General features: G+C 71.6%; 11 protein-coding genes and 1 pseudogene. 7 read left to right on the top strand and 5 right to left on the bottom strand.

Going from position 1 to position 14,322, the window contains the following annotated elements; genetic code table 11:
- Positions 1–265: 265 nt before the first annotated feature.
- Positions 266–2,497: a catalase/peroxidase HPI gene (gene katG / locus LNW73_RS02620; protein WP_250988699.1), complete on the bottom strand. Its 2,232-nt coding sequence runs from the start codon at positions 2,495–2,497 to the stop codon at positions 266–268.
- 76 nt (positions 2,498–2,573) lie between these two features.
- A pseudogene (locus LNW73_RS02615) lies at positions 2,574–2,774 on the bottom strand (transcriptional repressor); the annotation flags it as partial.
- A 194-nt stretch (positions 2,775–2,968) separates the two neighbouring features.
- Here LNW73_RS02615 and LNW73_RS02610 point away from each other — a divergent pair.
- The 4 genes from LNW73_RS02610 to LNW73_RS02595 all read left to right on the top strand — a co-directional run bounded on the left by LNW73_RS02610 (position 2,969) and on the right by LNW73_RS02595 (position 7,487).
- Complete coding sequence (locus tag LNW73_RS02610; protein WP_250978901.1) at positions 2,969–3,379, top strand: Fur family transcriptional regulator; 411 nt, start codon at positions 2,969–2,971, stop codon at positions 3,377–3,379.
- Positions 3,380–3,551: 172 nt separating this feature from the next.
- A complete protein-coding gene (locus LNW73_RS02605) occupies positions 3,552–4,751 on the top strand; it encodes a cytochrome P450 (RefSeq protein WP_250988698.1) in 1,200 nt (399 codons plus the stop codon).
- 160 nt (positions 4,752–4,911) lie between these two features.
- Entirely contained in the window at positions 4,912–6,150 is a 1,239-nt protein-coding gene (locus LNW73_RS02600; protein ID WP_250978903.1) for a cytochrome P450, read from the top strand.
- A gap of 80 nt (positions 6,151–6,230) precedes the next feature.
- Positions 6,231–7,487 (top strand): MFS transporter, encoded by a 1,257-nt coding sequence (locus tag LNW73_RS02595; RefSeq protein WP_250988697.1) that lies wholly within the window; start codon positions 6,231–6,233, stop codon positions 7,485–7,487.
- 81 nt (positions 7,488–7,568) lie between these two features.
- Here LNW73_RS02595 and LNW73_RS02590 read toward each other — a convergent pair whose 3' ends face one another.
- Complete coding sequence (locus LNW73_RS02590) at positions 7,569–8,876, bottom strand: serine hydrolase domain-containing protein (protein ID WP_250988696.1); 1,308 nt, start codon at positions 8,874–8,876, stop codon at positions 7,569–7,571.
- A gap of 344 nt (positions 8,877–9,220) precedes the next feature.
- Between LNW73_RS02590 and LNW73_RS02585 the strand changes: the two genes are divergently transcribed.
- Together LNW73_RS02585 and lanL are read left to right on the top strand one after the other, a co-directional pair.
- Positions 9,221–9,376 (top strand): SflA family class IV lanthipeptide, encoded by a 156-nt coding sequence (locus tag LNW73_RS02585; RefSeq protein WP_250988695.1) that lies wholly within the window; start codon positions 9,221–9,223, stop codon positions 9,374–9,376.
- Between the two features lie 78 nt (positions 9,377–9,454).
- The gene (lanL, locus tag LNW73_RS02580) at positions 9,455–12,064 is read left to right on the top strand and encodes a class IV lanthionine synthetase LanL (protein WP_250988694.1); all 2,610 of its coding nucleotides are present in this window, start codon (positions 9,455–9,457) and stop codon (positions 12,062–12,064) included.
- 137 nt (positions 12,065–12,201) lie between these two features.
- Here the strand turns inward: lanL and LNW73_RS02575 are convergent, their stop codons facing one another.
- Complete coding sequence (locus tag LNW73_RS02575) at positions 12,202–13,086, bottom strand: sigma-70 family RNA polymerase sigma factor (protein ID WP_250988693.1); 885 nt, start codon at positions 13,084–13,086, stop codon at positions 12,202–12,204.
- Between the two features lie 103 nt (positions 13,087–13,189).
- On the opposite strand from LNW73_RS02575, the gene LNW73_RS02570 reads away from it, so the two are divergent.
- Positions 13,190–13,951, top strand: a complete 762-nt coding sequence (locus tag LNW73_RS02570; protein WP_250988692.1) for an SDR family oxidoreductase — start codon at positions 13,190–13,192, stop codon at positions 13,949–13,951.
- Positions 13,952–13,961: 10 nt separating this feature from the next.
- On the opposite strand, the gene LNW73_RS02565 is transcribed toward LNW73_RS02570, so the two are convergent.
- Entirely contained in the window at positions 13,962–14,315 is a 354-nt protein-coding gene (locus LNW73_RS02565) for an ArsR/SmtB family transcription factor (protein ID WP_250988691.1), read from the bottom strand.
- Positions 14,316–14,322 lie beyond the last annotated feature (7 nt).

The raw sequence follows: 14,322 nt of genomic DNA, 5'->3' as shown, positions 1-14,322 counted from the left end.
CCGTGTCTGACAAATCCCGCCTGGCCCGGGGCGCCTGGCACGCACGCTCGCTGCGTTGTCGGGCTCATCCACGTACCCCGGTACGAGGACGACCCTCCGCCTTGCGATCGCACGCACCAGACGCCCCGGGCCCCGCCCTCCGGGCGGACGCCGCTATTTGTCAGACACGGCCTAGGCCCGGAAGCCGGCAGAACGGGAACGTCCGGGCCGGCCCGTGCGGGCCGACCCGGACGCGGTGATCACCCGTGGTGATCGGTGGCCGTGATCAGACGAGGTCGAACCGGTCGAGGTTCATGACCTTGACCCACGCGGCGACGAAGTCCTTCACGAACTTCTCCTTCGCGTCATCGCTCGCGTAGACCTCCGCGAGCGCGCGCAGCTCGGAGTTCGACCCGAAGACGAGGTCGGCCCGGCTGCCGGTCCACTTGACCTCGCCCGTGGTGGCGTCGCGGCCCTCGAACGTGTTCGCGTCCCCGGACGTCGGCTGCCACGTCGTGCCCAGGTCGAGCAGGTTGACGAAGAAGTCGTTCGTCAGGGTCCCGGGGGTCGTGGTGAGGACACCGAGCGCCGACTGCTGGTGGTTCGCGCCCAGGACGCGGAGACCACCGACGAGGGCCGTCATCTCGGGGGCGCTCACCGTCAGCAGGTTCGCCCGGTCGATCAGCAGGTACTCGGCCGGCAGCCGGTTGCCCTTCCCGAGGTAGTTGCGGAACCCGTCGGCGGCCGGCTCGAGCGCGGCGAACGACTCCACGTCGGTCTGCTCCTGCGACGCGTCGGCGCGGCCCGCCGTGAACGGGACCTCGACGGCGAAGCCCGCGTCCTTGGCGGCCTTCTCGACGGCCGCACCGCCCGCGAGCACGATCAGGTCGGCGAACGAGATCGCCTTGCCGCCGCTCAGGGTGGCGTTGAAGGCCTGCTGGACGCCTTCGAGCGTGCGCAGCACCTGCGCCAGCTCGTCGGGGTCGTTGGCCTCCCAGCCGCTCTGCGGCTGGAGACGGACGCGCCCGCCGTTGGCGCCGCCGCGCTTGTCACTGCCGCGGAAGGACGCGGCCGACGCCCAGGCGGCGGACACGAGCTGGGCCACCGACAGGCCGGAGGCGAGGATCTGCCCCTTGAGGGAGGCGACGTCCCCGGCGTCGACGAGCTCGTGCGTCACCGCGGGAAGCGGGTCCTGCCACAGCAGCGTCTCGGTGGGGACCTCCGGGCCGAGGTAGCGCACGACCGGGCCCATGTCGCGGTGGGTCAGCTTGAACCACGCGCGGGCGAAGGCGTCCGCGAACTCGGCGGGGTTCTCCAGGAAGCGCCGCGAGATCTGCTCGTAGGCCGGGTCGATGCGGAGCGCGAGGTCCGTCGTCAGCATCGTCGGGGCGTGGCTCTTCGACGGGTCGTGCGCGTCGGGGACGGTACCCGCTCCCGCGCCGTTCTTCGGCTTCCACTGGTGGGCGCCCGCAGGGCTCTTGGACAGCTCCCACTCGTTGCCGAACAGGATCTCGAAGAAGCTGTTGTCCCAGCTCACCGGGGTGTTGGTCCAGGCGCCCTCAAGACCGCTGGTGATCGCGTCGCCACCCTTGCCGGTGCCGAAGGAGCTCTTCCAGCCGAGGCCCTGCTGCTCGAGCGGAGCGGCCTCGGGGTCGTCGCCGACGCTGTCCGCCGGGCCGGCGCCGTGGGTCTTGCCGAAGGTGTGACCGCCCGCGATCAGGGCGACCGTCTCCTCGTCGTTCATCGCCATCCGCAGGAACGTCTCACGGATGTCGCGGGCCGCGGCGAGCGGGTCCGGGTTACCGTTGGGGCCTTCCGGGTTGACGTAGATGAGGCCCATCTGGACCGCGCCGAGGGGGTTCTCCAGCTCACGGTCGCCGGTGTAGCGCTCGTCGTCGAGCCAGGTGGTCTCGGGACCCCAGTAGACGTCCTCGTCGGGCTCCCAGACGTCCGCACGCCCGCCGCCGAAGCCGAAGGTCTCGAAGCCCATCGTCTCCAGGGCGACGTTGCCGGTGAGGACGATGAGGTCGGCCCACGAGAGGTTCTTGCCGTACTTCTTCTTGACCGGCCACAGCAGGCGGCGGGCCTTGTCGAGGTTCGCGTTGTCCGGCCAGCTGTTCAGCGGGGCGAACCGCTGCTGACCGGCCCCGGCGCCGCCGCGGCCGTCACTGATGCGGTAGGTGCCCGCGCTGTGCCACGCCATACGGATCATGAACGGTCCGTAGTTGCCGTAGTCGGCCGGCCACCAGTCCTGCGAGGTGGTCAGCACCTCCCCGATGTCCCGCTTCACGGCCGCGAGGTCGAGCGTCCTGAACGCCGCCGAGTAGTCGAAGTCCTCGCCCAGCGGGTTGGCCACGGCGGGGTTCTTGGCGAGGATCTTCAGGTTGAGCCGTTCCGGCCACCACTGGCGGTTGCCGCCGCCCTGCGTCGGGTGCGGGGCGCGCTCGTGCGCGACCGGGCAGCCACCCCCGCCCTCCGCCTTCGCGTCTGTGACGATCGCGTCATGGTTCTCAGTCATGGGAATCCTTCCGGACCTGGGTGATCACGGTGCTCTGTAACTGTGGGCGGGGGGAACAGCCGGGGCGCGGGCCCCGGTGGACGGCTGGTTCGCCGCGGCGGACGGGTCCTGCCGCGGAGAGTGCCTGGAGACCCGCACCAGCGAGGCGCGGGGAGACAGGGCGCACGCGATCACGCACCCCGGAGGCGATCGCCTCGACGCCGTGGTGGTCACCGTCCCGGACGGTCCCGGGCAGCGCGACGTGGGCGGCCGTCACCCGCAGGCCGGCACCGCGCAGCTCCTCGGCGGTGGTCCCGTACGTCTCTGTCTCCTGCCGTACTGGAGGCTTCCTGTCTCTTGGCTATTGCCGGAACCGATCCTACGATGGACAGATTCCAAGTCAAGAAGCACGCCAGGCCCACATCCAATCGGAACCCGGACATCCATCGGTAAACTTCGGGCATCCCACCGAACCTGAATAGGTGAACCGATATGAGTGACCTGCTGGAACGACTGCGTGGCCGTGGCTGGCGGATGACGTCCCAGCGACGTGTCGTTGCGGAGGTCCTCGACGGCGACCACGTGCATCTCACGGCCGACGAGGTGCACGCCCGCGCGGCCCAGCGGCTGCCCGAGATCTCCCGGGCGACCGTCTACAACACCCTCGGCGAGATGGTGTCCCTCGGCGAGGTCATAGAGGTCGCCACCGACGGCCGCGCCAAGCGCTACGACCCCAACGCCCACCACCCGCACCAGCACCTGGTGTGCTCCACCTGCGGCACCATCCGCGACGTCCACCCGACCGGCGATCCGCTGGCCGCCCTCCCGGCGGAGGAACGCTTCGGATTCGCCGTGTCCCAGGTCGAGGTCACCTACCGCGGACTGTGCCCCTCCTGCGTCTAGGGCCTGTCCGGCTGACGGACCACACCGACTGGGCCGGATTAGGCCGTGACAGGGTGCCGCCGGCCGAGGCACGCTTCTCGCGGCGGTCCGGTATCAGGGGGCGCGGGATCCACCGCGGCCGGACGCAGGCCCATCGTTTCCCGTGGCCTCCCGTCCGTTCGAGGAGGGTGCCATGGTGTCGGCGGCCGGCGGCGGAACGAACGGTCGAGCGGCGGGGCCGCACCATGACGCAGCCGCCTACCGCCGGGACCCCCTGGCGTTTCTGGAAGCGGAGTTCGACGCCAACGACGATGTGTGGCACTCCTCCGCATCGGGCCGGTTCTGCGTGGCCGGACCTGAGGCCGCCCGCGAGGTGATGGGCAACCGCCGGGGCCTGTTCGTGGAGACGTCCGATTTCTTCCACACCCGCGACGGGGTCTTCGGGCCCAGAGCCGCGCAGATCGAGATCGGCCGGGCGGCCCGCGCGCTGGTGCGCAGCCGGCTCGACGCCCACCGGGACCGGCTGCCGCTCCTGGTCGAAGAACGGCTGGCGCCCTCCAGCGACTGGCCGGACGCCGGCAATCTCCTGGTCCGCGAACACCTGCGGGACGTCCTGCTGTGCCCGGAGGCACCTGCGGAGCTGCACGAAGCCGTCGACGCCGTCATCACCCGCGCGGTGCTGTCCGGGGCACGGCTGCGCCATTCCGCGCTGTCGCGGCTCGTGTTCCGCCGCCGCGCGATGCGCGTCCTGATCCGGGAGGTCCAGGCCCGGCGGAGCGCGGGCCCTCGCGACGGCGAGCCGCGCGACCTCCTCGACGTGACCATCGCCGGAGCCGGACCGGTGGCGGATCCCGGCCAACTCGCCGAGGTCTATCTGTCGTTCCTGTTCGCCACGGTCGGCTCGATCGGCTTCGCCCTCGGCTGGGCGGTCCTCCTCGTCGGCACACACCCCGGCACCGAGAGCGACGAGCCGGACTGGATCGTCCGGGAGGCGATGCGGCTCCGTCCGGTCGCGTGGCTGTTCGCCCGTAAGCCGAACCGCGTGCAGGAGCTGGCCGGGGTCACGGTCGGCCCGCGGGACGAGGTGGACGTGTGCTCCTACCTCGTGCACCGCCACCCGCGGCACTGGGCCCGCCCCGACGAGTTCACGCCACGCCGCTGGGCGCGGTCCGTACCGGACCCGGCCTACCTGCCGTTCGGATTCGGGCCGCACACCTGTGCCGGCGCGACCGTCACGATGACGCTGCTCGTGGACCTGATCCGCATCATCACCCGCGACTGGCGGCTGTCGGTCACAGCCGGCGGCGACAGGCCCCGCCCGGGCCCCGCGCTGGCTCCTCCGCGTTTCACCGCGGAACTCCACGCCCGCGTCGATTCCCCAGGGAGGAGGTGAACACGATGAGGAAGCTCTACCGCTCGGCCCTGTCGGCTCTCAACGTCCGGCGCGGCTACGCCTCGTACATGCACTGGTACGTCTACCACCACATCTGATCGGCAGGGCGTGCGGGGCGCCGCCGGCCGGCGGCGCCCCGCACGCCGCGAGAGGTGAAGCCATGACGACTCCGCACCATGCCACCGACTTCCTGCACGACCTGCGCCTGCGCAGCGCTGCCGAAGGCGGCGTCTTCCGTTTGGAGGACGATCTGCTCGCCGTCTTCGAGCCGAACGCGGCCCGTCAGGTGAGCGGTGCGAACTGGCACCGTCTCGTCATGCCGGACCGCCTCGTCGATCAGATCCGGCGGCGCCACAGCCCGCAGATGCGGTGGACCCGGGTACGCGGCGCGTGGCTCGCCCAGCTGCACAAGCTCACCACCGCCGAGCACAACGCCGACCTGATCACGCGGATGGAACGGATCGTCGACGCGCGGCTCGGCGACGACGTGGACCTCGTCATGCTCGCGCAGGAAGTCGCCGTGCAGTCCATGCTGCCGGTCGCCCTGTCGGGCCTCACCCCCCGCGAGGCCGCCCGCATCAGCGAGGACCTCAACCAGAAGCTGCTCCGCCTGATCGCCCGGCAACCGGGCGCCGGACCATGGCACCACCTGCGTTTCGTCGCCGTGCAGGTCCGGGCCGGCAGCGTCGTACGGCGGGTGCTGCGCGAGCGGGCCGACGGCCGCCGCCCCCGGGAGCTGGACCTCGCCGATCCGATCGTCGACCTGCTTCCGGAGCTCGGCATGGATCGCGCGCTGGACGTGGTCACCGCCGTGCTCACCGCGATCGGCGGTCCGCCCGGTGCGGCGGCCGCGAGCGTGCTGTACGAGCTGGCCAGGAATCCGGAGTGGGCGCGGCGGCTGGCCACCGAACTGCGGGCCGTCGACCCGGCCGGGTTCTGTGCCGCACCGACGAAGGCCGCACCGGTCACCCACCGGTTCGTCAAGGAGGTGCTGCGCATGTGGAGCCCGCCGCTGCTCCTCATGCGGCGCTCCCGGTTCTCGTTCGATCTCGGTACCACCCGGCTGGAGAAGGACCAGGGCTACCTGCTGAGCCCGCACATGATCCACCGGGACCCCCGGTACTGGCAGCAGGCCGACACATTCGACCCGGACCGCTTCCTGCCCGGCGCGCCGCACGGACCGGTCGACAAGGGCCACTACGTACCGTTCGGCTGGGCGCCGAAGAACTGCGTCGGCGCCGACATCGGCATGATCCAGCTGATGGCGCTGTGCTATCTGATGTGCACCCGCTACCGCCTCACCGTGCCGAACCCCGAGTCGATCACCATGGCGTACCGCTTCGCCCCCGTGCCTCAGGAGTTCCGCGGCCACCTGGCGTCCGAACGATCGGTGGTTTGACCCGCCTGTGCCTGGACCGCTTGGATCGCACTGGTCAACGCGAGGTGCGTTCGGGCGGTACGGCGGGGGGCGGGCTCGGGATGCTGGGCAGGAGATCACTGGGGCGGCAGTTCGAGTGGCTCTGGGCGTCGTACGCGGTCAGCACGTTCGGCAGCTGGATCGCGCTCGACGCGTTCCCGTTGATCGCGATCCTCGCGCTGCACGCCGGACCGGCCGCGGTGTCGGGGCTGGCGGCCGCGGGGCTGGCGGTGGGGGCGGCGGTCGCGGTGCCGCTCGGCCCCTGGGTGGAGTTCCGCCGCAAACGACCGGTGATGATGTCGATGGACCTGACCCGGTTCGCGGCGCTGATGAGCATCCCGGCCGCGTACGCGCTCGGCGGGCTCACCTTCGTCCAGCTGCTGGCCGTGTCGGTCGTCGTCGCCGCGGCCAACATCACCTTCAGATCGGCCGCCGGCGCATGCCTGAAGGCTCTCGTGCCGCCGGAGGACCTGCTCGTCGCCAACGGCCGGTTCGAGTCCACGGCCTGGACCGCCACCGCGCTCGGACCGCCGCTCGGCGGGGCGGCGATCGGGCTCTTCGGCCCGGTGACGACCGTGGTGGCCGACGCGGTCAGCTATCTGCTCTCGGCGGCCGGGATCCGCGCGATCGGCGGGAAGGAGCCGCACCCCACGCGAACCGCGGCATCCCGCTTCCGGACCGGCGACCTGCTCGAAGGGTGGCGGTACATCCTGGGCCACCCGGCGCTGCGGCCCTTGTTCTTCAACACGATCCTGGTCAGCGGCCTGATCATGGCGACTTCGCCGGTGCTCGCCGTCCTGATGCTCAGTCATCTGGGGTTCGCGCCGTGGCAGTACGGCCTCGCGTTCGGAGCACCGTGCGTCGGCGGTCTCATCGGCTCACGGCTGGCCCGCCCGCTCGTCACGCGGTTCGGTCAGCACAAGGTCATGCTGACCGCCGGTACGCTGCGCGCCTGCTGGCTGCCCGGGCTGGTCTTCATCCGCCCCGGCGTCACCGGGCTGGTGCTCGTCATCGCCGTCGAACTCGGGCTGATCACCTGTATGGGCGTGTTCAACCCGGTGTTCGCCACCTACCGGCTCGAACAGACCCCGACGGACCGGGTCGCCCGCACGCTCTCCGCGTGGTCGGTCACCAGCAACGCCACCATCGCCGTGCTGACCGCCCTGTGGGGCCTGCTCGCCGCCGTCACCGGCCCGCGCACCGCGATCGGGGTCGCCGGACTCCTGATGCTGGCGACGCCGCTCCTGCTCCCGCGAGGTGACCGTACGCCGCACGAGGACGACGCCGAGATCGGCCGGCGGGCCGTGACGGGCGTCTGATCCGGCCCCGCCGTGCCGGGTGCTCCCCGGCCGGTGGCCGCGCGCCCTCGCCGGGTCGCACGGCCACCGGCCGGAACGTGCTCAGCGCCGGGCGACGTTCGGCGCGATGTCCTCGTAGAACGGGGCCTTCGGGGTGGCGGCCGCCGACCGCTTCGCGGACGGGCCCTGGGCGGCCGGAGTCTTCGGGGCGGCGGGCTTGCCGCAGAAGGCCGCTTCGAGGGTGTCGCCGAGGATGGTGTTGACGTTGCCGTTGTTGGAGGTGTTGGCCATCGAGCTGACGCTGCGGCGGCCGTCGCGGGTGGTGAAGGCGTAGGAGTAGAAGCCCTGGACGGTGCCGGTGTGACCGTAGACCGAGATCCCGCAGGACAGGTCGCGCTGGCGCAGGCCGAGCCCGTAGAAGCGGGTTCCGGTGTCGTCGCTCGGGGTCATCCGGAGCATCTCGGTGAGCATGCCCGCGCTCAGCAGACGGCCGCCCAGCAGGGACGAGAAGAAGCGGTTGAGGTCCCGCGGGTTCGAGACCATCGCACCGGCGGACTGGGCCCAGGACACCGTCTGGTCGGTCGAGTCGACCAGCGGCGCGCCCGCCTCGTCGGGGGTCAGATAGCCCTTGATGTGGCGGCCGGGGATGGTGGCGCTCGGGTGCACGTAGACGGTGTCGTTCAGCTGCAGCGGAGTGATGATGCGCCGCTGGTACTCGGTGCCCACCGGGTTGCCGGTGACCTTCTCGATCAGGGCGCCGACGATCACGAAGTTGGTGTTGGAGTACTGGTAGGCCGCGCCCGGCTCGGCCGTCCTCGGGTGGGCGAGCGAGAGCTTCACCAGCTCCTGGTAGGTGAACACCTTGTTCCGGACCGCCTCGAACCCGGGGACGGTGTTGGCGAACATGTCGTTCGTGTAGTCCCACAGACCGCTGCGGTGGGTCAGCAGGTGCCGCACCGTGATCGTCGGGTCGGGCAGCAGACCCGGCAGGTACTGGTCGACCGGCGCGTCCAGCGCGACCTTGCCCTCCTGGACGAGCTGCAGCAGCACCACCGTCGAGAAGGACTTGGTGATGCTGCCGATGCGGAAGCGCGCATCGGTGTTCATGGCCTGCCCGTTGGAGCGGTCGGCCACCCCGGCGGTCTCCTGGTAGACGGTGGTCCCGCTGTCGATACGGGTCATCACGCCCGGCGCGCCGCCGGCCATCACCCGCTCGAAGACCTTGTGCAGGGCATCGAGGTCCGGCTTCGCGAGTCCGTCGTCCGGCGCCTGCCGAGTGGCGCTGCCCGCTCCGGTCCCCGCCAGGGTCCGGGCCTCGGACCGGGCCGCGAGGGCCGGGACCGAGGCGACGACGAGAGCCAGCACCGAAGCGCTCATCGCCGCGCGCCTGCCGAACTTGCCTTGCACCATGACACTCCTTGTTCCGACGCGGATGATCCGGTGATCATCGCAGCCGCGGATTCGCTTCCCGCGTATGCCGCGCACCTTCTCGCCGTCGAAGAGAGGCCGGCGCCGCGTTTGGTTCCCCTGGTTCCACTGCGGATGATCTTGTGTGGATTCCGGCCGGTAAGTCGGCTGGTTTACGACGTTCCTCCTTCGCGGACGTCCTGGAGACTGTGACGGTCCGACAGCCCGCCACCCGCCGCTCTGGCTGCGCGCTCTCCGGCGCGGCGGGACGGCATGGACGGCGTGGACGCCCGTGAAGTCGCTCGGTTCGTGAGATGAAATGCCCGCTCTTTCGCGAAAGGATCGATATGAGCCCTGTGGAACTGGACATCCGTGACGCCGGTCCGCTGGATGTGGAAGCGGAGGGGATCGCGTTCGAGGACGAGCTGGATCCCGGCCGCGGTGCCGAAGCGTGCCTGGCCGATCCCTGGGTCACCGCGACCACGCGTTTCGCATGTGACTAGCCCGGCCGGTCCACCGTCGGCGGAACCGATCCATTGAGGCCGGTCCCGGGGCCGGTGTCGGTGCCGGGCCCTGGACTGATGCCGGGGCCCGGACTGATGCCGGGGTCGGTCCCGGTGGCGGTCCCGGGCGGGTCCGCGCCGGACTTGGGGGAGCGCCTCGCCGCACTCGTGGCCGGCCACGAGCGTCGGTGCGGCGCGGACGAGGTCTGGCGCTATCTGTTCGATCCGCGCATGCCGGCGATGGAACACGGCTGGAAGCTGCACGTCTCCGCCCGGTCCGACGACTTCGCCGGGACCATGGAGCTCCTCGTCCCGGTGCTGCTGCGCTACACCTGCGAAGCCAAGTTCGCGCGGAGCGCGGCGGTGCTGGGGGAGTTGAACGCCGGGGTGCGGGACCAGGCCCTCATCGGGAAGGCGGTCACCGTCTATCCCCGAGGGCAGGACGTGGCGGCGCTCGGACGGGAACTGGCCGAGGTCCTGGTCGGCCGGGGCGGACCACGGGTGCTCAGCGACCGCCGGGTGCGGCCGGACGCTCCGGTCTACTACCGTTACGGCCCCTTCCGGGCGGCAGGGGCGGGCGAGTCGGCGCTCGTCATGACCGGTCCTGACGGACAGAGCTTCGCCGGTCGCGCGAGCACCCGGTACCGCCAACCACCCTGGACGCAGGATCCGTTCGGGGCGGCGGCGCCCGGCACGGGGCGACCGGCCGCACGCCTTGTCGGTGGCAGATACCGGCTCACCGGAGGCATCGCGCGGTCCCCGCACGGGGACGTCTACCGCGCCCTGGACACGGTGACCGGCGGCCGGGTGGTGGTCAAGCAGGCCAGAGCGTATACCGGTGAGGACGAGCACGGAGTGGACGCCCGCGGCCGGCTGCGCAACGAACGTGCCGTGTTGGCGGCGCTGGACGGCCTCGACGGCGTACCTCGCTTCGTCGACCACGTGCGGCACGGCGAGGACGAGTACCTGGTCACCGCGGACTGCGGTCCCCGTGACCTGCGTCGCGACGTGCTGGAGCACGGGCCCTACGGTGCCGACGCCCATCGCACGGGGCGTCAGATATCGATGCTGGCACGTCAGTTGCTGGCCGTGCTCGACGCGGTGCATGCCAGAGGGGTGGTGGTGTGCGATCTGAAACCGGGCAACGTGGTCATCGCCTCGGACGGCACCTGTCGTTTTGTCGACTTCGGTATCAGCGCCCTGGGATCGCAGCGCCCGGCCGGTGCGACACCCGGCTACACCCTCCCCGTCTACCGCGCCGGAGCCCCGCCCCACCCCGCGGACGACCTCTACGCACTCGGCGCGACCCTGCACTACGCGCTGACCGGCATGGACCCGGTGGTCGTCGACCCCGACCACGCCGTCAACCGTGACCGAACACTGGCCTGTCTGGACGGCGCGCTGCCCGGCGCCGCCCACCGTCAAGTCCGCGCGCTGGTCGCCGGGCTGCTCAGCCTCGATCCCGCGGAACGAGTGGCCTGCGCGGGACGGTTACGGGCCGGCCTGCCGGAACCGGTCGGCGGGCGCCGTCCGCCCGGCCCGCCCCGCATCACCGCCGGGCTGCTGGACGACGTGATCGCGCACACCGTCGACGGCTGTGTGCGCGCCTCCCGGTCGCCCGCCGGGCCGGGCGGCCGCCATACGGGGTCGACCGTGACGCTCTACGCGGGCTCGTCCGGAGTGGGCCTGGAACTCCTGCACCACACCGACCACCCGGGCGTACCGCAGGCCGTCGCCGACCTGGCCCGCCGAACGGCGGAACACCCCGAGGTGGCTGCGCTGACCGCCGCTCTGTACACCGGCCGCACCGGAGTCGAGCTGTTCCTGGCATCGGCCGCCGACGCATTCCCGTCCTCTCACGGCGGCCCGGCGCCGGCGGATCCGTCCGGTCTGCCGCACTACGACGGCAGCGGCGACCAGATCGGTGGCGCGGCAGGCACCGGAACGGGACTCCTGCTCCTGGCGCACCTGGCCCGCGCCGCGGGACATCAGGAGGAGGCGGCCGCGCACCTGGCCGCGGCGGGCCGGTGCGCACGGGAGTTGTCGAACTGGACCGGACCGTCCGGGGAAGGAGGATCGGAGCAGCCGCAGGCCCCCTCGCTCGCGGCCTACGACCACGGCTTCGCTCACGGCAGGGCGGGCGTCGTCCACTTCCTGTACGCCTACCACCGCGCCACCGCCGACCGGGCCGCCGGCGCCGCGGCCAGGGCCGGCCTCGCTCAACTCGCCGCGGACACCACCGGCCTGCTCGCCGCCGCCGCACGCCCCGGCGCCTCCCGGCGCTACGGATCGTGGTGCCGCGGAATGGCGGGAACAGGCACCGTCCTGATCACAGCGGGCAGCCGGGACGAGGACAGGGAGCTTCTCGAACTCGGCCTGCGCTGTGCCCGGGTGTGCCGCGCGCTCGCGCCGCGGATGAGCCTGGTCTCCCAGTGCTGCGGCCTGGCCGGCGTCGGCGAACTGCTCGTTGACGCGGCCCTCGCCACGGGCGACGACGGCTTCTGGCGGGACGCGGAGGACGTGGCGGGGCTGATCCTGGCCCGCAGCGGCGGAACCGCCCGCCGGCCGCTGCTGCCCGACAACACCCTCGTCGGCTCGGACTCCGCCTGGGCGACGGGCGGTGCGGGAGTGCTGTCCTTCCTGCGCCGGCTGCGCGACCGCGGTGGGCAGCGTGTCTGCGGCGGTTGAGACGGTCATGGATGCGTCGCATGCGCCTGTGCGGTCATGCGCTCATGCGCCCATGCGCCCATGCGCTCGTGCCGGGAGCACCTCGTGTTCGTGCTCCCGGCCGTGCTGGAGTGTGGAGCGTCGAGTGGTGAGTGAGGTCAGTTGTCGAGGACGGCGAGGTCGACCTGGCGGAGGCCGTCCGGGTCGGCGATGACGTCGATCTCGGTGATCCGGTCGTCGGTGATCGTGAAGTCGAGCACCAGGAACAGCCGTCCGAGCGGTGCCATGGCGAGCCCGACCGTTCCGTTGACCAGTGCCGTCACGGTGGACTGCGCACGTTCCATGGCGGCCATCGCGCCCTTGGCCACGGTCTGCGCGCCGCTGAAGACGATGGGCTCGGGGGTCGGGACGACGGACCGGTCGGCCCGCAGTACGACGTCCGGGTGGAGCAGGGCGACGAGTGCGTCGAAATCGCCGCCGCGGGTGGCGGCCAGGAAGGCGTCGACGACCCGGCGTTGACGGGTCAGGTCGGCGTCGGGGACTGCCACGCCACCCTTGACCCGGCGGCGGGCCCGGCTCGCGAGCTGCCGCGTCGCGGCAGGGGAGCGTTCGATCAGCGGGGCGATCTCGTCGAAGGGCACGGTGAACATGTCGTGCAGCACGAAGGCGAGGCGCTCGGGCGGCGTCAGCGTGTCGAGCACCACCAGCAGGGCCAGACCGACGGAGTCGGCCATCAATGCCTCCTGCTCGGGGTCGATCCCCGCCGGCCGGCCGAGGGCCGGGTCGGGCTCGTGGAATTCGAGGGGTTCCTCGCGGCGGTGGTCGCGCGAGCGCAGCAGGTTCAGACACACGCGTGACACGACGGTCGTCAGCCAGGCGCCGAGGTTCTGCACGCTGTCGGCGTCGGTGCGACTGAGCCGCAGCCAGGTCTCCTGCACGGCGTCGTCGGCCTCGCTCACCGAGCCGAGCATCCGGTAGGCCACCGCCCGAAGACGAACCCGGTCCTCCTCGAATCGCTCGATCAGCGATGCGTTCTCGTCCATCGGTCACATTCCTTCGTCGCGGGGGGTCAAGGCAGTAGATCCACGAAACCGAGTTGAAGGTACCGGGAGGCCGACTCCCGGACCGAACGAATGGGGAGCAGCCATGACGTCGACGATCCTGGTCACCGGTGGTACGGGAACTCTGGGGGGCCACGTCGTCCCATTGCTGCGGGCGGCCGGGCGCGAGGTTCGCGTCCTCAGCCGGCAGCGCCGTGAGTCCGTGGACGGCGTCGCGTATGTGAGCGGCGACCTCCTCAAGGGCGAGGGAATCGAGGCCGCGGTGGACGGCGTGGACGTGGTCCTGCACCTCGCGGGCGGGCCCAAGGGCGATGACGAGGCGACGCGGAATCTGATGCGGGCCGCGTCGCGGGCCGGGGTGCGACACGTGGTGTACGTCTCCGTGATCGGCACGGACACGATGCCGTTGGCCTGGTTCCAGGCCAAGTTGGGCGCGGAGCGGGCCGTCGCCGAATCCGGCGTCCCGTGGACGACGCTGCGCGCGGCCCAGTTCCACGACCTGGTCCTGACGGTGGTGGAGAAGATGGGGAAGCTGCCGGTGATCCCGGTCCCTGGCGGACTGCGGTTCCAGCCGGTCGACTCGCGTGATGTCGCGGCCCGGCTGGTGGAGCTGACCCTCGGCGAACCGGCCGGGCTGGTGCCCGACCTGGCGGGGCCGAAGGTGTACGGGATGGCCGACCTGAGCCGCGGCTATCTGCGGGCACGCGGCAAGCACCGCCTGATGATGCCCGTGCGGATGCCAGGAAAGGCCGGCCGCGCCTACCGGGCCGCCGAGAACCTGTCGCTCGACGGGGCCGCCGTGGGCGAGCGGACCTGGGAGGACTTCCTGGCGGAGCGGGTCGGCTGACCCCCCGGTCTCACGCGGTCAGTACACCGGCCATGGCGGCGAGCACCGCGGGGACCACGCGGTAGTAGACCCAGGTGCCACGCCGCTCGGAGGTGAGCAGCCCGGCCTCGCGCAGCTTCTTCAGATGGTGGCTGACCGTGGGCTGCGAGACGCCGACGTCCGAGATGTCGCAGACGCAGGCCTCCCCGCCGTCGTGCGAGGCGACCAGGGAGAACAGCCGCAGCCGGACGGGATCGCCGAGAGCCTTGAACATCGCCGCGGTCAGTTCGGCCTCGAGGACGGTCAGCGGCCGCTGCGTCAGCGGCGGGCAGCACGGCACGGCCGGCCGCAGGACCGGCAACTCGACAACCTCTGAATTCGACATGCGTCTA

This window comes from Streptomyces sp. RKAG337, from assembly GCF_023701715.1.
Lineage (GTDB): Bacteria > Actinomycetota > Actinomycetes > Streptomycetales > Streptomycetaceae > Actinacidiphila.
The sequence above is the reverse complement of the archived record's forward strand: the minus strand, read 5'-3'. Positions and strand labels throughout refer to the sequence as shown.